This is a genomic window from Thalassotalea eurytherma (assembly GCF_030161415.1).
In the GTDB taxonomy this organism is placed as follows: domain Bacteria; phylum Pseudomonadota; class Gammaproteobacteria; order Enterobacterales; family Alteromonadaceae; genus Thalassotalea_G; species Thalassotalea_G eurytherma.
Genome location: NZ_BSSU01000007.1, coordinates 79,380 through 98,550 on the forward strand (window position 1 = coordinate 79,380; position 19,171 = coordinate 98,550).

Annotated in this window: 16 protein-coding genes; 7 read left to right on the plus strand and 9 right to left on the minus strand. The window is 37.4% G+C overall.

Features of this window, described 5'->3' with window-relative positions:
- The gene (locus QQK02_RS07825; RefSeq protein WP_284207430.1) at positions 1-762 is read right to left on the minus strand and encodes a S1 family peptidase; all 762 of its coding nucleotides are present in this window, start codon (positions 760-762) and stop codon (positions 1-3) included.
- Positions 763-880: 118 nt separating this feature from the next.
- Between QQK02_RS07825 and QQK02_RS07830 the strand changes: the two genes are divergently transcribed.
- From QQK02_RS07830 to prsT, 4 genes are all read left to right on the plus strand, one after another.
- On the plus strand, positions 881-1,714 hold the full coding sequence (locus tag QQK02_RS07830) for a patatin-like phospholipase family protein (RefSeq protein ID WP_284207431.1): 834 nt from the start codon (positions 881-883) through the stop codon (positions 1,712-1,714).
- Between the two features lie 189 nt (positions 1,715-1,903).
- Complete coding sequence (locus QQK02_RS07835) at positions 1,904-2,659, plus strand: PEP-CTERM/exosortase system-associated acyltransferase (RefSeq protein ID WP_322790599.1); 756 nt, start codon at positions 1,904-1,906, stop codon at positions 2,657-2,659.
- 12 nt (positions 2,660-2,671) lie between these two features.
- On the plus strand, positions 2,672-3,523 hold the full coding sequence (locus tag QQK02_RS07840; protein ID WP_284207433.1) for a ThiF family adenylyltransferase: 852 nt from the start codon (positions 2,672-2,674) through the stop codon (positions 3,521-3,523).
- Between the two features lie 40 nt (positions 3,524-3,563).
- Entirely contained in the window at positions 3,564-6,236 is a 2,673-nt protein-coding gene (gene prsT, locus QQK02_RS07845; protein ID WP_284207434.1) for an XrtA/PEP-CTERM system TPR-repeat protein PrsT, read from the plus strand.
- Positions 6,237-6,315: 79 nt separating this feature from the next.
- Here prsT and QQK02_RS07850 read toward each other — a convergent pair whose 3' ends face one another.
- From QQK02_RS07850 to QQK02_RS07870, 5 genes are read right to left on the minus strand one after another with little or no spacing between them, the layout of a single operon-like run.
- On the minus strand, positions 6,316-7,338 hold the full coding sequence (locus QQK02_RS07850) for an XrtA/PEP-CTERM system-associated ATPase (RefSeq protein ID WP_284207435.1): 1,023 nt from the start codon (positions 7,336-7,338) through the stop codon (positions 6,316-6,318).
- A 4-nt stretch (positions 7,339-7,342) separates the two neighbouring features.
- Positions 7,343-8,935 (minus strand): TIGR03016 family PEP-CTERM system-associated outer membrane protein, encoded by a 1,593-nt coding sequence (locus tag QQK02_RS07855; RefSeq protein WP_284207436.1) that lies wholly within the window; start codon positions 8,933-8,935, stop codon positions 7,343-7,345.
- On the minus strand, positions 8,904-9,785 hold the full coding sequence (locus QQK02_RS07860; protein ID WP_284207437.1) for an XrtA-associated tyrosine autokinase: 882 nt from the start codon (positions 9,783-9,785) through the stop codon (positions 8,904-8,906). The genes QQK02_RS07855 and QQK02_RS07860 overlap by 32 nt, the downstream gene beginning before the upstream one ends.
- Complete coding sequence (locus QQK02_RS07865) at positions 9,785-11,383, minus strand: XrtA system polysaccharide chain length determinant (protein ID WP_284207438.1); 1,599 nt, start codon at positions 11,381-11,383, stop codon at positions 9,785-9,787. The genes QQK02_RS07860 and QQK02_RS07865 overlap by 1 nt, the downstream gene beginning before the upstream one ends.
- A 26-nt stretch (positions 11,384-11,409) precedes the next feature.
- The gene (locus QQK02_RS07870) at positions 11,410-12,048 is read right to left on the minus strand and encodes an XrtA/PEP-CTERM system exopolysaccharide export protein (RefSeq protein WP_284207439.1); all 639 of its coding nucleotides are present in this window, start codon (positions 12,046-12,048) and stop codon (positions 11,410-11,412) included.
- Between the two features lie 213 nt (positions 12,049-12,261).
- Between QQK02_RS07870 and QQK02_RS07875 the strand changes: the two genes are divergently transcribed.
- The 3 genes from QQK02_RS07875 to xrtA are packed head-to-tail and all read left to right on the plus strand — an operon-like array spanning position 12,262 to position 15,987.
- Positions 12,262-13,665: a TIGR03013 family XrtA/PEP-CTERM system glycosyltransferase gene (locus QQK02_RS07875; RefSeq protein WP_284207440.1), complete on the plus strand. Its 1,404-nt coding sequence runs from the start codon at positions 12,262-12,264 to the stop codon at positions 13,663-13,665.
- A 5-nt stretch (positions 13,666-13,670) separates the two neighbouring features.
- The gene (locus QQK02_RS07880) at positions 13,671-14,507 is read left to right on the plus strand and encodes an XrtA system polysaccharide deacetylase (protein ID WP_284207441.1); all 837 of its coding nucleotides are present in this window, start codon (positions 13,671-13,673) and stop codon (positions 14,505-14,507) included.
- 16 nt (positions 14,508-14,523) lie between these two features.
- Positions 14,524-15,987 (plus strand): exosortase A, encoded by a 1,464-nt coding sequence (gene xrtA, locus QQK02_RS07885; RefSeq protein ID WP_284207442.1) that lies wholly within the window; start codon positions 14,524-14,526, stop codon positions 15,985-15,987.
- Here the strand turns inward: xrtA and QQK02_RS07890 are convergent.
- From QQK02_RS07890 to QQK02_RS07900, 3 genes are all read right to left on the minus strand, one after another.
- Entirely contained in the window at positions 15,968-17,101 is a 1,134-nt protein-coding gene (locus tag QQK02_RS07890) for a right-handed parallel beta-helix repeat-containing protein (protein ID WP_284207444.1), read from the minus strand. The two genes, xrtA and QQK02_RS07890, sit on opposite strands and share 20 nt — an antisense overlap.
- Positions 17,094-17,678, minus strand: a complete 585-nt coding sequence (locus tag QQK02_RS07895) for an acyltransferase (protein ID WP_284207445.1) — start codon at positions 17,676-17,678, stop codon at positions 17,094-17,096. Before QQK02_RS07895 ends, QQK02_RS07890 begins: the two co-directional genes overlap by 8 nt.
- A 170-nt stretch (positions 17,679-17,848) precedes the next feature.
- Complete coding sequence (locus QQK02_RS07900) at positions 17,849-19,057, minus strand: TIGR03087 family PEP-CTERM/XrtA system glycosyltransferase (RefSeq protein WP_284207446.1); 1,209 nt, start codon at positions 19,055-19,057, stop codon at positions 17,849-17,851.
- Between the last annotated feature and the right edge of the window lie 114 nt (positions 19,058-19,171).

Consider the following 19,171-nt stretch of genomic DNA (forward strand, 5'->3'; position numbering starts at 1 on the left):
TTAATTAGGCACCTTGTGCTTAATCATTAATTCACGCAAATGCTTCACAGGAATAGCGTAAGTAATACCGCTAGGTTGAGAGATCACACCTTCTTTGCTTTTTTGAACAAACACTTTATTAATAATACCAATCACTTCACCGCTCTCGATGTCATACATTGCAGAGCCACTATTACCGGGATACGCCGTCGCATCTAATTGATAAACTAGATAAGGGTTTCTTAGTTTTTTCAACATATGGATATTCATTTGTCGACTATCTGCTACCGGCGAGATAGTTGGCGTTATACTGGCAATGATGCCACGATGTGTAACTGGATAAAGCCCTAATACACTGGCAATGGGAAATCCTGTAAAGGCAATATCTAACCCTTCATCAACAAATTCATCATCAGCTAGTTTAAACGTGGGTAGTGAAGTATTTTGTAATTTTAAAATAGCTAAATCGTATTCTTTAGAATAACCAACAACGCTTGCTTTAATCGTTTTAACTTGTTTACCACTGCCCGCAAAAACAACATGTTGTTGATTAAGCGATTGATCAAGAGACTCAGGTAACACATGATAATTAGTTGCCACATATTGACCGTTACCAATAGCAAAACCAGAACCACGAATTTCAGCTTGTGGCCTACCCGTTGGTGTATAAATGCCAATACCAACAACTGAAGGTTTAACTTGTTTTAACGTATCTACTAAATTACTTGCCCACAATGTAAAAGAAAGTAGGTTCAAACCAAGAAAGAGCAGTACAAAGCGCATTTGAAAATCCATGTTAATCAATGAAAAAGATAAAAATTATTTCTAATAGTGAGCAAAAAATCGCTTTTTGACCATACTTGTTTATACCGAAGAAGTTTAACACTATTAATAAGGTATTATGCAAAAGCAAAAACAAGTTGTGCCTATCTTTGCAGGTGGAGGCACTCGGCTACCAGCGCATGTCGGTATTTTAAAAGCCCTAGAAGAGCATAACATCGCCTTTGATCATCTTGTCGGTGTATCAGGTGGCAGTATCATCAGTAGCTTATATGCTAGTGGCTTAAGTTGTGAAGAAATCAAGCTAATAGCACTTGAAACCAACTACAATAAATTTAGAGAGTTTTCCTTATTTAAGCTGCTACGCAATGGCGGCTTAAGCTCTGGTGATGTTTTTGAGCAATGGATAGACAGACTGCTGCGCGGTAAAACCTTTAAAGAGCTTGATAAACAACTGCACATTGTCGCGACTGACGTTAAAAAGGGCTCGCCGGTAATTTTTGATGCTGAGCACACGCCAGATCTTAAAGTATCGATGGCGGTGCGCTTTTCAATGTCGATTCCTTTAGTGTTTAGTTTCAAACCGTTCGGTAATCACCTAATGGTAGACGGTAGCATTTTATCAGAAGATGCACTGCATCGAGATTGGGCGAAAGATGGTACGCCTGTGCTATGCTTTCGGTTAAGAGGCGAGCATGAAACTGACGATTTAAACACGAATGGTATATTTCCAATTTTTAATTATATAACGCTATTAATTCGTACCTTTATGACAACGATTTCTCGCGAATATATTAATGATGCCTTTTGGCACAATACCGTTGTAGTAAATACCGGCAATAGCTCAGCCGTAGATTTTACAATGAGCAGTGAAAAGAAAGAGCGCTTATTTCAAACGGGATATAAAACAGCATGTGACGTTTTACCCGTGAAAGTTGGCATTGAGCACATTTAATGCTAATTAATCACGAAAAAAGCTAGCTAGGTCAAAAATGTACGATATACTAAATTTACATGTAGTTTGCGAGCTAGCAAGTAATTTTAGCTCTCGAGAGAAGTTTAAGGGGTCAAACTCAGGATGAATTGGAGTAAAAAAATACTCAACGCTCCCATCATTGGCGACGTAACTAAAAAAGTCGCGTCAATGAAAGCTAATAGTGATGCGCAAAACATTGCCGCGCATTTCACTCAGTTTTTACAACCTGTATTTGCTGATACTCCAGAACTTAAGGAAGAAGTATTTAAAATTCGCCATAACGTTTATTGTGAAGAGTTAGGTTTTGAGCCTATTCGGCCAAACGGTATGGAAACCGATGAATTTGACGAACAGTCAATGTTCGCCATGATCAAACACAAACCGTCTGATAGCTACGCTAGCTGTGTGCGTATAGTGCGTGCAGCAAACGAAGGTGAATTACTGCCCATTGAAAAATACTGTGCGGCAGCGATCGAAAACCCTAAATTAGATCCGCGTAACTTTGATAGAAAAGAAGTGTGTGAAATATCACGATTAGCAGTTAGGGCAGAGTTTCGTCGTCGTCGTACCGACCAATTTACAGGGTCGGCAACCGGTGTTATCAGTGAGCACAGTTACTCAGAAACTGAACTTCGTTGCTTTCCATTTATTGCTATTGGTTTATATATGGTTGCTGCTTCTATGGCAATAGACTCAGGCATCAGACACGTTTACGTTATGATGGAACCTCGTTTAGCTCGCAGTATGAAGTTCGTTGGCATTAAATTTGAAGCCTTAGGTACACCTGTTGAGTACCATGGTACGCGCGGACCATATTACATCAACCCAGATATTTTCTTGAACAACCTGACACCAGGTTTCAAATCTTTATACGATGCCATTCATGACGATTTAGCTACACAGCTAGTAGATACCATAGAATAATAAGGATATTGCATGTTCGACTACGATAAAGCGTTTAGCCGTAATATTGGCTGGGTTACCAAAGAAGAACAAGCTGAACTAAGAACAAAGCGCGTTGCCATTGCCGGTGCAGGTGGTGTTGGTGGCGCTCACTTGCTAACACTCGCCCGATTAGGTATTGGCAACTTTTGCATTTCTGACTTTGATGATTTTGAAGTCCACAACTTCAATCGCCAATTTGGCGCGTTTATGTCTACCATTGGTGAAGATAAAGTCGCCGTCATGGAAAGAATGGCGCGAGACATCAATCCAGAAGCTGACATCCGCTCATACCCTGAAGGCATTTTCGCTCACAATGTAGATGACTTTTTAGAAGGTGTTGATCTTTATGTCGACAGTCTAGATTTTTTTGCATTGGAAGCGCGAAAGGTTGTTTTCCAAAAGTGTTATGAAAAGAATATTCCAGTTGTTACCGCAGCACCATTAGGCATGGGCTGTGCTTTTCTATGTTTTATGCCTGGAAAAATGAGTTATGAAGAATATTTTCGTTTTGAAGGTAAATCTGAAGACGACCAGCTTATCCAATTTTTAATTGGCCTGTCACCTGCCATGTTGCAGCGCCCTTACCTCGTTGACGAAACAGCCGTTAGCTTCCATGAAAAACGCGGGCCATCAACAGGTATGGCAGTAAACCTTTGTGCCGGTATCGCAGAAACCTACGCATTAAAGATTTTACTCAATCGCGGTGAAATTTTGCATGCACCTCACGGTTTACACTTCGATGCCTACCGAAACAAGCTAGTAAAAACTTGGCGACCATTCGGTAATGCCGGTTTAATGCCAAGAATCATGTTTATGATTGCTAAAAAGGTAGTTGCAAAGTAATATTTAACGTTACATAACATGGACTTTCAGGAAGTTTCACATGGTTTCGTTAAGCCGCATTCTCACTATTTTATTCACCTTATTCATTTTTGCTTGCAGCCAGCAAAAATCTGTTGAAGAACAGCTTTCTGAAGCACAAACCTACTATAACAATAGCGACTACCCTGCCACTGTTATCACATTAAAAAACTTACTCCAATCATCCCCTGATAGCGCTCAAGCTAGGTTATTGCTAGGCAAAACTTATTGGCAACAAAATAACGTGATTGCCGCAAAGAAAGAACTCGATCTTGCAAAACAAGCTGAGCTTGAATCAGAAGAATTGGTTATTTTATTGGCTAAAGTCGCTTTGCTAGAAGGCGAGCAAGATCAAGCGATTGCTTTGTTAGATGATGAGGCGTTTTTACAAAACAATACCCAAATTGAAAGTTTAATCATCAGAGAGCAGGTAGCACTAGAAAAGAAAGATATTGCTCAAGCTAAACAATACTTGATTCAAGCACAATCGATTGACAGTGAGCATTATGAAGTATTAATGGGCGAAGTTTTACTGTTAGCACGAACACAGACTCCTGATTTAGCGTTAGAGAAGCTTAATCAATACGCTCAGGCCAAAGAACTCGATAAAAGAGCGCTGAACTTAAAAGCTCAGCTAGAAATGTACACGCAAGATTATAATGCAGCGGCGCTCACGTTCTCAAAGCTTTATAGCCAATATCCTCAAGAGTTAAATTACGGTATTTTGCAGTCTGAATCATTGATGAAAGCACAAAAGTATGAAGATGCTAGTTCTGTTATCGCAAGTTTAAGTAAAAGCTATATTGATCATCCTGCCGTTTTACTTCAAGAGGCTAAGTTAGCAATACAGCAAAAAGACTTTGAGATTGCTAAAGACAAATCGTCTCAAGTACTAAATATGACTGAAAATCAAACGGCTCAGGTCATTCTTGGCTTAAGTCATTTCTATTTGGGGAACTTTCAAGACGCTTATTATCAACTTTCTCCCCTAGCAGAAGCAACGCCTGCTGAACATATGCTTCACAAAGTGTTAGCGATAACTCAACTTGAACTTGGCTACACAAAAGACGTGCTAGAAACGATGGAAAACATCAGCGTAGAGAATGAAAATAACCAAGCATTCTACAGTGAGGTTGGCAGCCAATTAGCACTTAAAGGAAAGACCAAAGAAGCTGAGCAATTGTTTAGTCAAGCAAAGCAGTCGGCGCCCAATGATCCGCAAGTTTGGCTTAAGCATGGTGTTGCCAAACTTGCGACCAATGATCAATCTGGCATAGACGATCTAATTTACGCTCAATCTATTTCACCAGAGTCTACTCAATCAAATTCACTACTCATTTTGGCTTACGTTAAAAGTGGTGATTTAGAAACTGCGGCCAAGCTAACTGAAGAATGGTTAGCATTAACACCGGACAATAACGTTGCGCTGTTGTTAAAGGGTAATATTGCACAGCAAACAGGAAAAAGTGCCTTAGCAAAAAGCAGTTATTTAGCTGTTTTAGAGACTGATAATACGAATAATACCGCGCTATATAACCTTGCAATCCTTGAAAAAGGAGAAGACAACTTAGTAGCGTCTGACACTTATCTGAAACGCCTATTATCATCAAATAGCAGCCAACCAAAGGCATTTCAGCTTTATCTTAGTAACCAAGTAACCAAGCAAAACCGAATAGATGCCCGTGCATTTTTGCAATCACTTGTTAGCGAGACCAATGAGTGGCCAGAAATATCAATTGGTCTGACTTATATCCAAGATAATGACATAGACAACGCAATTAAAGTGTTGGAATCACTAAACAATAAACTAAGCGAGAATTCACCTAACCAATATTTCGCCACGTTACTCGGTTTGTATGCCCAGACAGAGCAAAAAGATAAGTTTGAATCACTATTTGCAAACTGGGTGTCTATTCAGCCAGATAATAGGAATGCGCTTGTTTTATACGTTGAATACCTAACAAAGAACGCAAAACACACTGACGCGCTACGATTAACGCAAGAAAGCTTAAATAGATCATCTTTAGCAAGTAACAACGCGCTAAAATTTTATGAAAGCTATTTGTTAATGGCAACGGAACAAGTAGAACAAGCTCAGCGAAAAGCGAATGAATTGGATAAACTTATACCAAATAATTCCGCCGTGAATAAACTATTAGGGCAAATATCTATAAAGCAAAAGCAATTCTACAAAGCGGAAGGTTATCTGTATAAAGCTTATACATTAAAGCATGAAACTAGTTCAGCGATGCTTTATGCGCAATCACTTGCCGCTCAGAATAAGAAAAGTGATGCTATTTCGTTTTTAGAATCAGTATTGGAAACAGAGCCTGAAAATGAATATGTTCATAAATACTTAGCTGAACTTTATATCGGCGTAGATAAAAACAAAGCCATAGAACATTATCAAAATATGGCGACTTTGATAGAAAATGATCCGGTTACCTTAAATAACTTAGCTTGGTTGCTTAATGAGGATGGCCAGGCAACTAAAGCTCTTAACTATGCGCAACAAGCATATCAACTACAACCTAATAACCCCGATATCATTGATACATTAGCTGTTGTTTTAAATGACAACAATCAAACTAAACAAGCCATTACACTGTTAGAAGAAGCACACACTAAATTCCCTAACCATCAAGGTTTAAAGCTAACTTTAGATAAGTTGCTTGGCAAACCGACTGACAATTAACAGCCTAGGATTAGCCTTGTAAAACAAAAATGCCTCGACCATATGATGATCGAGGCATTTAATTGATAAAGACGAAAACCTATTTACTTTGAGAAAGTTCTTTATTCTTTTGTTTAAGCAATTTATCTACATATCTTGCCATTTTCACTTTCTCTTTTATGGTGGTATCTAAAATGTCTTCAACTTCTTTTAACGTTGATTTTATTGAATCTAAACTTGCTGCTTCTATTTCAGTTGTGATGGTTTGAGTTGCTGTACTTTCACTTATTGGTTTAGCATGAAGCGAACCGGTTAACTCAATTTCCATTTCTTCAGCTACTTGGTTAACCGCTTCAACGTCTATCACGTTCAAATCTTCTAAAAAACCAAACAGTAAAATACGATCTACAAAAATATTAATCTTTCTTGGTACACCGCCAGTTTTATCATGAATAACCGCATAGGCCCCTTCATCAAAAACATGTTCCTTATTACAATTTGCTTGCTGCAAGCGGTGATCTATATATTCTTTTACTTCTGCTTCTGATAGAGGCTTTAAATGTGCAGATGCAATAATTCGCTGCCTAAACTGTTCCATATCTGGCGCTTGAATAATGCCTTTTAATTCCTCTTGTCCTAATAGGAAACTTTGAATTAACGGCTTATTGTCAAGCTGAAAATTAGATAGCATACGAAGTTCTTCAACCGTTTCAGAAGGCAAATTCTGCGCTTCATCAACAATTAATAACGCCCTTTTACCCTGTTGATTAAGTCGAATTAAAAACTGTTCAATACCTTGCAATAACTCTGCTTTACTTGAACCTTCAACCTCTATTTGAAATTCTGCTGCTACCAAAGCTAATAGTTCATGAGGGTTTAAAATTGTTGTCACTAACTGCACAGCAACAATGTTAGCGTCATTAATATTATTGAGTAGATTACGTGCAATTGTTGTTTTACCAGTTCCTATTGGCCCTGTAATAACAATAAAGCCCTCGCCTTGGTCAAGACCATATTGAAGATACGATAAAGCTCTTTGGTGATGATTAGAGGCGAAAAAGAATCGCGGATCAGGGCTCAACTGAAATGGTTTTTCTTTAAAACCATAATAGCTTTCATACATCTGGTTAGAAGTCCTTAATAAATTTCAACGTTACACGACTTTCTTTATAGTTGAAGGTTTCTTGACTAGAGTCGCGATTAACATGAGCTAACGTTACATTAAAATTAAACTTAGCATTCAAGTCACGTTTGTAATTAATCGCATATTGGCGATATCTATCTGTTCGTTCATTTTCGGTTTGGTAATCAAAAAGCTTCTCGGTATACGTTAGCTTTAAATCAACCGTTGAATAACCACTAACCCGTCTATCAATTTTAAAGTTTGCCCCTGAATTTCGATCTGAAATACGTGTTTCAAGGCTTTCTCTGTCATTAAAATTCAAATCAAAACTAAATGTGGTTCTAGGTAACTTTAGTTCCGACGTCCAAGCAACACGTTTGTTTAATGAAAACTCATTATCTTCAATAATCTCAAAATCATTAAATGTCACTAAGTTATAATCATCAAAATTAAAGTTATCACCCGGCTCTACATAACATTCACTTGATTCAATAAAGTCGATAGGACACCAAAATGCACCTTGAGGTAAGTATTCGTAGTTATCACGTGTAAAAACTTGTACTTCTTCTGAATAACGAATGCTGTTGGTTAAACGCTTATTGCGGTGCGTTAAATCTAAAGAGTAGCTTTCACCATAAAAGCGCTGTCCGTAACTTGCATTCAAGGTCGTGCGACTTGTAGGCTGCCAATTCACTTCAGCATTTACGTACTCTTCTTGCTCTTCACCATCAATATTCTGTTGTTCATCTTCAGGCTTGTTATAACTAACATCTAAATAAAAGCGCGGTGTAACTAACCAGCGTAAACCTACCCCGTAAGAGTTAGACTCATATGAATTATTGTTACCAACATTACCCGTGTTATCTTCGTTATAAGCGCGAATAAATGGATTAATTTTGTAATTCGTTATCCAACCTAACTTCAGCTCTGCGATATGACGTTTTGAGTCTTGATCGTTATTGGTGCGCTCCAGATAATTGGCATTAAAATCCCAAAATACATTTCTAGAAGCATTACCATTTTTGGTGAGAATTTGGCTAGAAAAACCTTCTTGTTCACCTATATCATCGTCAGCTTGGTTCAGGTTATACGTGGCATTAGCAAAAAATTGAAAGTCACTGTTATCTATTTGATATTCGAAGCCGCCGCTATATCGCTCAGTTTGCACAGTATCACCGGACACAATATCAGCTAACGCATTTCTAGCGCCATTTCTTGCTTGGTTTTCAACCGTGGCACTAAAAACCAATGCAATACCATTTGGCCAGAGGGCAAAACGACCATTGGTATCGAGCTCTAAAAAACCGTCATCAAGATCGTGATCATGGGAATACGTGGCATAAATACTTGAAGAATTGAAAGTAAATTCAGCGCCTTGCGCTAAATAATCAAGACTGAAGTCAATTCCTAACTGACTGACTAAACTCTCTGTTTCGCCAGCATCCACTAATTCAACATTGTCAGTATAATTTTCTTCCAATGTTAAACTTGGTGTAAAGTCCCACTCACCTGCGTGAGCGGTATGTAAAGATGTAAGAATCGCTAAACAAATTACTGATAATTTTTTATTTGCCGTACCCATAGCCATAGTAGCCATACATATCCTTGTGTGATCTTATTGCTTTATTCACCACAATACCGACAGCAAGATCTTCATTAAGATTTTCAGTCGCTGCCTGAACATTTTCTATTCTCGTTTTTGACTCTTCTACCACGATTAAAGCCTGTCCCATTAAACTAGCTACAACAGGCGTCTCAGTGACACCAATCAATGGTGGACTGTCGAAGATTACAACACGATCTGGGTAACGTTTAGCCAACTCTTCGGTGAGGTTAGCCATTCTACCACTTGCCAACAACTCATTAGAAAGGTGATGAGGGTTACCTGCGGGTATCAATTTTAAATTAGGAATATTAGTGCCGTAGATAATTTCATTTACTTGCTCTTTCTCGCCAAGTAAATACTCAATCAAGCCCGAGTTATGATCTAAACCTAATTCTCTTGAAATACTCGGACGCAAAACATCTGAATCAACAAGAAGCACAGTTTTATCTTGCTCTAAAGCAATACTTAACGCGAGGTTTATTGCGACGAATGTTTTCCCTTCGTTTGGTGTTGAGCTTGAAACCATAACCAAATTACTATTTTTTAATGTTTTCGATGCAGGACCAAAAGCATTATTAAACAATTTACGTTTTATTTGGCGAAATTCGTCCTTAATGCTTTTTCTTGTCCCGTTATCTATTAAGTAACCGCGACTTTCAAGGCTCTCAATGTCAATTTCCAACAATAAGTCTTTAGCTGTTATCACAGAAGATTTTTTAGCAGGTTGAGAATTTTCGGTTTTCTCCTGCGCCGCCTCAATAGAACTTTTAGATTCTACACTCTCTGAATCTGAATTACCTTTAGCGTTTCTTTTCGCTAGTGCTTTTTCTATCGTACTCATTAGCCCATTAAACCTCTAATTGGTTCCTTAATTACACTTGGAAATAATGAATAAATCATAAAAAACGTCAATAAAAATAAAAGTAACATATTCGATAAAATAAAGAGCCAAGTTTTCTTTTTGTGCCATTCTTGAAGGCCTAAAGATTCAGTTGCTGAAACAACACCAAATACTGGAATACCTGTAGCGCGAGACACTTGTGCACCAGATGTCACAACAGGTTTCAACTCACTAATCAATAACGACAAACCAACGCCTACACCAAAACCAAGTACTGTGACAATTATATAGAATAATGCTCTATTTGGCCCTGCAGGCTCACTGCTAACTCTAGGAGGGTCTATAACTCTAAATTGTATCTTATTGGTCGTTTGATCGGCCTGCTGTGCCAAAGAAGCGGTTTCTTTTCTTACAAGTAATTCTTCATATTTTTGTTGAGTAATTTCATATCCACGATTTAGTGCAACTAATTCAGCTTCAATTTCAGGAAGGGTATGGATCTTATTTTCTAAATCAACAACTTGCTCTCGATAATTTTGCGCTCGAACTTCAAGGGAAGCAACAAGGTTTTCGAGATTATTAACTTGAATTTGCGCCTCTTGAACAACTGGGTTTTCACTATAAGCCAACGTGTTTTTGCTTGATGAATTGGTTGAAGCAATATATTCATTAATTTCTTTAGTCCGTTGCTCTTTCAAGTGTGCTAAACGTCGATTAACTTCAATCACCTCAGGGTGCATTTCGGTATACTTAAGTTGCAGTAAGTCAAGGTTTACTTCTAGCTCAGCGATACGGTCATCATATGTTGTTTTTATTGTAGATGAGTTTTGTACCGCATTGCCTGGAGATAATTCGTTTTGAGCGGGTATAGTTAATTGTTGCTTTGCTGACTTGAGTTGTGTTTTGGACTCTAACAATGATAATTCAATGTCTTTCAATTGCTCTTTGGCAGTACTTAGCTTTTCGTAATATCCACCATTTTGATTAGGCAATACATCACTATATTTTTGTTTAAAATCCGTCAACCGGGCTTCTGCAGCTAATAATCGGCTCTCATACTCTCGAATTTGATCATCTAAGAACTCTTGCGCTGCATCTGCGTCTGTCCTGTTTTCTCCTAGTGTATTTTCAATAAAAACCGTTAAGGCAGATTGCACAACAATACGAGCAACCTCAGGATCTTTATTCTCGTAACTAATCGTATAAATATTCTCGTCGCGCCCTCGGCCAACTTTCTTAATATCTATATCTTCTTTCAATCTTTCAATTAAATTTTCATAGTCCTGAGCGGTCGTAGCTTGAATATCAAGGTCACTCATGCGAGTAATTTTTTCAACGTTTGGACGACTTAAAAGCGTTCTAACCATCAGTTGGATTTGAACATTAGGGTTGTTCTCTACGGTAATGCCTTTTAATAAAGGGCGTAAAATCGATTGTGTATCAGCATACACCCTAGCTTCTGACTCATAAACATCATCCATTAACGTGACATAAGCCCAACCAATTGGACAAATAACCCAAGTCGCTACCATTAAGTAGCGACGTTTAATCCAGATACCTTTTAAATAGTCAACTATTTGTTCGAATAGTTCTTGCATTCCTGACCTCTAACTACTAGGAAAAATTAAAACCATGTTTCAGGGATTACAATAATATCGCCTGGTAATAAATCTGCGTTTGCAGAAATATCGCCATTTTTAATTAAATCTTCTAAATAAATGTTGTATTGCTTTTGCTGACCATTCTCTACACGCACTAAAACGGCGTCGTTACCATCGGCGAACTCCGTTAAACCGCCAACTTGAATCATCACATCGAGTAATGTCATGTTTTGCGTGTAACTTAATGCCTGGGGCTCAGCAGCTTCACCTATGACTCTGATTTGCTCACTGAATGGGCCATTAAAGTCATTCACGGTGACAGTGACGATTGGGTCGCGTAAATAAGTTGAAAGCGTTTGTTCGATCGAACGCGCTAGTTCCGTTGGTGTTTTGCCTGAAACAGGGATATCTTCAACCAATGAAGTCGTAATCATGCCATCTGGGCGAACAACGAAACTACCTGAAACTTCAGGGTTTCTCCAAACGAAAATATTTAAAACGTCTCCCGGACCAATTAAATATTTATAGGAGGAAATGTCTTTAGTTACGGATGGTTGGATTGTTGCACTAGGCAAATTAGGGTTACTACTACAACCACCAATTATAAGCGTTACAAGGACCAAATTTAATATTTGACGATATTTTGTTATTAGTTTTTCCATGGTGCTGACCTGTCAATGACATCAAAATTAACGATTTTGTAAACAACGTAACAGATTGTATTTGATTTTCATATATCTTTCACTTAATTATGGCGTTATTTATAAGCTACGTTTTTATTACACTAGGCTAGCATTCTTTACATTCATACAACAATCGATTCTAATAGCGATGTTAGAGGAACTTTCATTATTCATTAGGACGATAGTTAGCTTATGGCAAGCCCCAAGTTTCGTGATGTATCTACAGGTAGTAAATCGCTTGTTTTAATTGAGTTTATTATATTTGCTTGCGCATTAATTTTCGCGGTATATATCAACACGGCATTTAATCTTTTTAGACACGTTGAAATTGAAAACAATGTTATTTTTGTTTATGCCATGGTTTTCGCCCTAGTAACCCAATTATCCTCTTTAGCATTAGGCTTATACAACTCTAAACTGAGAGAAAATTTTAGAGGGGTACTTCGACGAGTTCTGATAGCGATTTCAATTAGTTTTTTTATTGTAACGATAATAAACCCGTTATACCGTCCTAACGAATTACCAATAGAAGCCTTAGCACTGGCTTCTTTAATTAATTTTGTTTCTACTAGCCTGTTCCGAGCATTTACCTTCAAAGTTGACTTTTTCGGTTTAAATAAACGTAAAGTGTTAGTGCTTGGCGCTGGAGAAAGAGCGTCGATAATAGAAAGACGAATGCGACGTGATGTTGACCGTCAGAATTTCAATATCCATGGATTTGTAATTATGCAAGGCGATATTGAAGATGGTGTAAAGCATGAAACACGCATCCTTCTAGAGGATTCTTTAGTTTCTTACGCGTTAGAAAATAACATTGATGAAATAGTTGTAGCGGGTGATGAAAGAAGAAACAACTTACCTGTAGACGAGCTGTTTGCATGTAAAATTCGCGGCATTGAAATCACTGAAATTTTGGATTTTATAGAGCGAGAGACCGGGCAAATAGCCGTAAACCTTATTTACCCTAGCTGGGTAATATACTCTAACGGTTTTGCATCTAACAACTACCTGAGAAACACACTAGATTGGATTTTTAACGCCTCAATGGCCTTCTTTTTAATGTTGCTAGTTTGGCCTATTATGTTAATTACTGGCATCCTAATTAAGTTAGATGAAGGATTTGATGCACCGATATTTTACTTTCAACAGCGTGTTGGACTAGATGGACAAGCGTTTAACATCATTAAGTTCAGAAGTATGCGCATTGACGCTGAGAAAGATGGCGCTCAAATGGCGTCAGAAGATGATGACAGAACCACAAAAATTGGCAAATTCATACGCAAATATCGCATAGACGAACTCCCTCAAATTTATAATGTAATGAAAGGTGACATGGGCTTTGTTGGCCCAAGGCCAGAACGTCCAGAATTCGTTCAAGGCTTAATTAAAAACCTGCCATATTACAATGAACGCCACAATGTAAAGCCAGGGCTAACAGGGTGGGCACAGCTTAAATATCCTTACGGGTCAACTGAAGAAGATTCTTTAGAAAAGCTAAAATATGATCTGTACTATATTAAACACAGAAGCTTTTTATTAGATTTACTCATTTTAATTAGAACGGTAGAAATCGTTTTATTTGGCAAAGGGCGTTAAACGGAATGAGCAGTATAATTACCAACGCCATGACGGTAGATGTAGAAGACTATTTTCACGTATCCGCTTTTGATCAAGTTATTGATCCTAAAGACTGGTCGAATTACCAACCTACAGTCGACTATAACACGAGAAAGCTTCTAGATTTATTTAGCAGACATAACACCAAGGCGACATTCTTTATTTTGGGTTGGGTAGCTCAAGCTTTTCCTGAGCTTATTAAAGAAATAGCAGACCAAGGCCATGAAGTCGCTAGCCATGGTAGTAATCATCGAAGAGCTACAACTCAATCACCACAAGAGCTAGAATTAGATATTGCAACGAGTATTGATATATTAGAGCAAGCTTCTGGACAAAAAGTTACTGGCTATCGTGCACCTAGCTTTTCAATCAACAAGTCTAATGAGTGGGCTTTTGAGTTATTGGTAAAGCTTGGAATAAAATATAGCTCGAGCACTTACCCCATTGAACACGACTTATATGGCACGCCAGACTGGCCAAGATTTAAATATTGGCGTGATGAAGGGTTATGGGAAATACCAATCCCAACATTGCGAATAAACAATAAAAATACTGGCATTGGTGGCGGAGGATATTTTAGGCTTTATCCATATTTTCTATCGAAAAAAAGAATTAATAAATTCTTATCAACTGAAAAGCAGCCTTATAGCTTCTATTTTCACCCTTGGGAAATTGATCCTAATCAGCCAAGAGTAAAAGGGGCTTCATTTACATCAAATGTTCGTCACTATATAAACTTAGCATCAATGGAAAATAAAATTGAAAGACTGTTAAAAGACTTTCAATGGTCTAGCATGCACTCTGTTTATAATATTAAATAAAATATGGGCGATTGACTTGGCTAAGCTACCTGTAAATAAAACAATCGAAGTGAAGTTATTTATCTACTTAGCTATCTGGTTGCTTACCTTCTATAAAGGCATTGAAACAGCAGTAGATGTTTGGATAACCTCTGAAATTTATAATCATTGTTTGCTCATTTTACCGATTGTTGCCTATTTCATTTATTTAAAACGTGCAGACATAATTCAAAAATATCAACAAGAGAGTATGCTTTGGGTAGCGCCGTATATATTACTGCTAGCCATTTATACTTTTGCTAGTTTTGGTGATATAAAAATATTAATGCATGGCGCCGCGTTTAGCTCCTTGATTGTTATTATTTATGGTGCAATTGGATGGCCAGCAACCAAAAAAATAATTTACCCGTTAGGCTTGATTCTTTTTTGTATTCCGATTGGCGATCAGCTTGTGCCATTTTTGCAAGAATTAACCACTGATATCGCAGTTCCATTATTGGAATGGACCAATGTTCCGATATACAGGAGTGGGCTATACCTTGAAATCCCCGAAGGACGCTTTCTAGTAGCTGAAGCTTGCTCTGGTATTAGCTTTTTAATCTCAACTTTTGCATTTGGCTATATTTATAGCTACGTATCATTTAGTAGCATTAAAAAGCGCGCTATATTCATTTCACTTTCCATCATTGTTCCACTATTAGCTAATGCCTTGCGTGTTTATGGCATTATTCTCACGGGCCACTTGACCAATATGGAGCATGCTGTTGGTGCCGACCATTTGATTTATGGTGGCGTATTCTTTGGTGTAATCTTATTTATTTTGATTTTCCTTGGAGAGATATTTAGAGATAAAGACCGCAAATTAACTAGTTCATCGGCTTTAACGACAAATAATAATGTAAGCATAAAATTAGTATCAATAGCTTCTGTGCTATTTGTTTGCTTTTCAGTGACAACTGCGATTTGGATATCTAAAGGGACAAGCACAACACAGTATGACCTATCGCCTGTAAAACTAACCAATATCAACATTCAAGAGGTTAGCAAGCTAAAGTGGCTTCCCCCTATTAATAATGCTTCACTAGCGCAATATTTTAATGTGGGCACTGTGGAGCAACATACACAATTGTTCATCGCTCAATTTAATGAAGCAGAATCAGAATTAATTTCATCGCAACATAGATACTTTAATGACGATTCTTGGACGCCAACAAAAGCAGCAACATTATCGCATGCTTTCGGTGAAGCTAAACAATTAGCATTGGTGAATAGTGACGATAGAAAGTTATTTTTATATGTAGTATTTGAGGTTAATGGCCGCTTCTATGCAAGTGAAACAAAGACGAAGTTATATCAAACATATTTAAAAATGATTGGGCGAAACCCTAACGGAAAATTAATAATTTTGGCTAATGAAAATAGCGAAATAGAGTTGCCGAGGCTCAATGTTATTTTTGGCTCGATTACAGAAGTAAAAAATACTAATCAAGGTAACTCTTGATAAGATCTTTTGTTAGCTTTTCGTTCGTTACATTACCATTAAAAACGCCTTGAGAACCGCCTCTTAGGGTAAACCTTTTATTCGAAATATTACCTTCAACCCAAATGCCTGTTGTAGGCTTAAACCTAAGTTCAATAGCATTAGGATAATGATGATTGAGTAGAATTACATTCCCTACTATCTGAGTATCTATAGTATCTTCAACTATGATCCCAACATCGGCATACGGGTGTTCTTTTACTTTATCATGATAAATAACATTTCCTTTAATCTTGCCTCCCTGCGCATTTAATTTTCCACTCCACGGTCCTTTACGCATACCAAAGCCAATACCACGATCAGAATTGAGAATAACGTTGTCTTCAACAGTGTTGTTCTGAGAGTTATTCCACAAATGAATTGCATGCTCGGCAATGTGTTTTCCTGGGCTAGCGATATTTGCAAAAACATTATTATTGATTCGCCAATTATGGGCAACGTGAGCGTCTATTCCACCAATATACCAATTAGGGCCAATGCCTTTTGAATACCAAAACAAGCAATTTTCGATCACTACGTTGTCTGAAGTAACAGACAAATTCTTGCTATTAGAAGAAGACTTAAGCAGCTGTTCATAGCTATCTTGAAAGACAACGTTTTTAATAGTGATATTTGACGCGCCGAATTCCCCACGAATTTGAACTAAATGGTTACCCACATTTTTTAATGTAACCCCATGTAAAGAAAAGCCACTCGCATTAACGTTGATCAAATTATCAACACCCGCTGTTTGTTTCATTCCTTGCCCGCTAATAACAGTGCTAAATGGTTGACTTGATTCACCGTAGATATGAATATTAGGGGCATTAATTACGAGTGGTTTATCTAAAGTATACAAGCCCGGCTTAAGCTTAATTTTGGTATTCCCGTTCTTATTTGCTATAGAAAGCGCACTTTTAAACGCTTCAGAGTTATTTACGGCTATGACTGGAGATTCAGGACTTGATGCATCATTATTGATTACTACTGATTGCAACTTTTTTAAATATAGCACTTTGATATCTATCGGCTTAGCTACGGCAATAAGCGGCGTAACTAGCCAAAAGAATAAAATAAATTTAAAACAATTAATCATTTCTCATCTTTATTATTTTTGCCGGGTTACCGGCTACAATTGCGTAATCTGGAACGTCATTAACTACCACAGCACCAGCGGCTACTATGCATTGCTTGCCAACATTCGCCATCACTATAGCTCCATTGCCAATCCATGAATTTTCACCAATGACAATTCGTTGGAAAACGCCACCTTGTTCTCTAATAGGTATGTCGAGATCACTGATGTTGTGCTGAGATTTGCCACTTAAAATATGCACACCACTACCAAGTAGGCAATCTTTCTCAATTTGACACTTCCCAATATTACCTTGAGGACCTATATAGACACCTTCTTCTATCTTAGTATCCTGGTGAGAGAAAATTGTACCAAATCCGATAAACGCAAAGGGTGAGCAGTGATTCAATGTAACCCGATAAAAATTTGCTCTTAAATAACTACCTAATTTACCAGGCACCAACGACAAAAACTGGGAAAAAGATGCAATCAAGCTATCTGCATTTGCTACCCCTTTAAAGCAATAAAATAAAATAATGAATGGAAATATGGCGACCAAACAAATAATGGAGATTAGTTGCTTTAATAGTAATTTCATTTTTGTTTCATTTTATCTGTTAATTTTAAACCAATAATAAAGACGATACTCATCGATCTTTTATGAGCAAGTTAATGTAACTTACGGCAAACTCTTTGCAAAAGAGCCAGCCTCAGTTTCATAAATTAGATACTTCATCTATACATCAAGAGCATATATGAATATAGACATTACTCTTGAGTAAACTGTTTCAACGGTTCAAGTTGTGCCTGCCAAGAGTACTCTTCAACAATCAGTTTGTATGCATTCTCTTTGATTGAGCTTTTAAGCTCTGCATCATTTTCTAACTGATTAATTGCAACGATAAATTCGTCTGGTGTATTCGCTATTAAAATTGATTCATTATCATGACAATTTATACCTTCGGCACCCATCGGAGTTGAGAGAACAGGTAATTTACAAGCAAAAGCTTGCAACACCTTATTTTGAACACCTCGAGCTAACCTAAAAGGTGCAACAAAATAATCAGCTTGATGATAATACGGCAAAATATCATCAACAAAGCCTGTTACATCTATTCCTTTATACTTTGTTAATGCCTCGACTTCTGATGAAGGCTTCATACCAGCAATAATAAACTGAGCATTAGGGTATTCATTCAAAACACTTAACCAACAATTATCGACAAACCAAACAACGGCATCAACATTAGGTTTATAGTCCATCACTCCGGTAAAGATGAATACAGGATCTTCGTTTTGATGCGACTTCTCAGGAGGATAAAAACTTTGGGTATCAAGCCCATTCCCTAACACTTTAACATTAGGAGCGTTACAGACCTGATCATTAAACAATTCCACTTCTTTTTCAGAAATTAAGTAACACTCATCAAAAACTTCGGTAATTCTTCGCTCATAGTCTGCAATTAATTTATGTTCACGACTATAAATATAGCTCATTGGCAACGATGAAGATTGAACATATTGCAGCCATTTGTCTGAGTCTACGTCCATGAAATCCATCACTAGTTTAGGCTTATAACCTAATTTACTAAATACTTTAGAGCAAAAAATATATTTAGCCATTGCTGAGCTAGTACATATCACGACATCCATTCCTTCTTGGCGCAATTGCTCATCAAAAGCTTGTTGAAGGTGCGCAGAATAAAAATTTGTGACACTCAGAGATTCACCTGTAAGCATTCCCTTGATTAGCCTATTAACTTTGTGTTTTAAAGAAAATAAAGAACATGAGACATTGTCTAATTCACATTGTAAACCGACACTATGAGCTGTATCTGTTGTTTCATTCATTGGAGAAAAGACTGTAACAGCGCACCCTAATTCACTTAAATGTTTGACTTGGTTGAACGTGCGAATTTTTTCGCCTTTGTTCGCTGGAAAGGGGATGCGTTGCGCTAATACTAGAAAATTTAACATTAAAATTTTAAGGGTTACTGATAAACACCCACTAAGATAACTATTTCCTAGAAAAAAAGTAAGCGTTAATAAATTTGTTTTTAATTTGTTAACAAATTCAGGCATTATAGGATT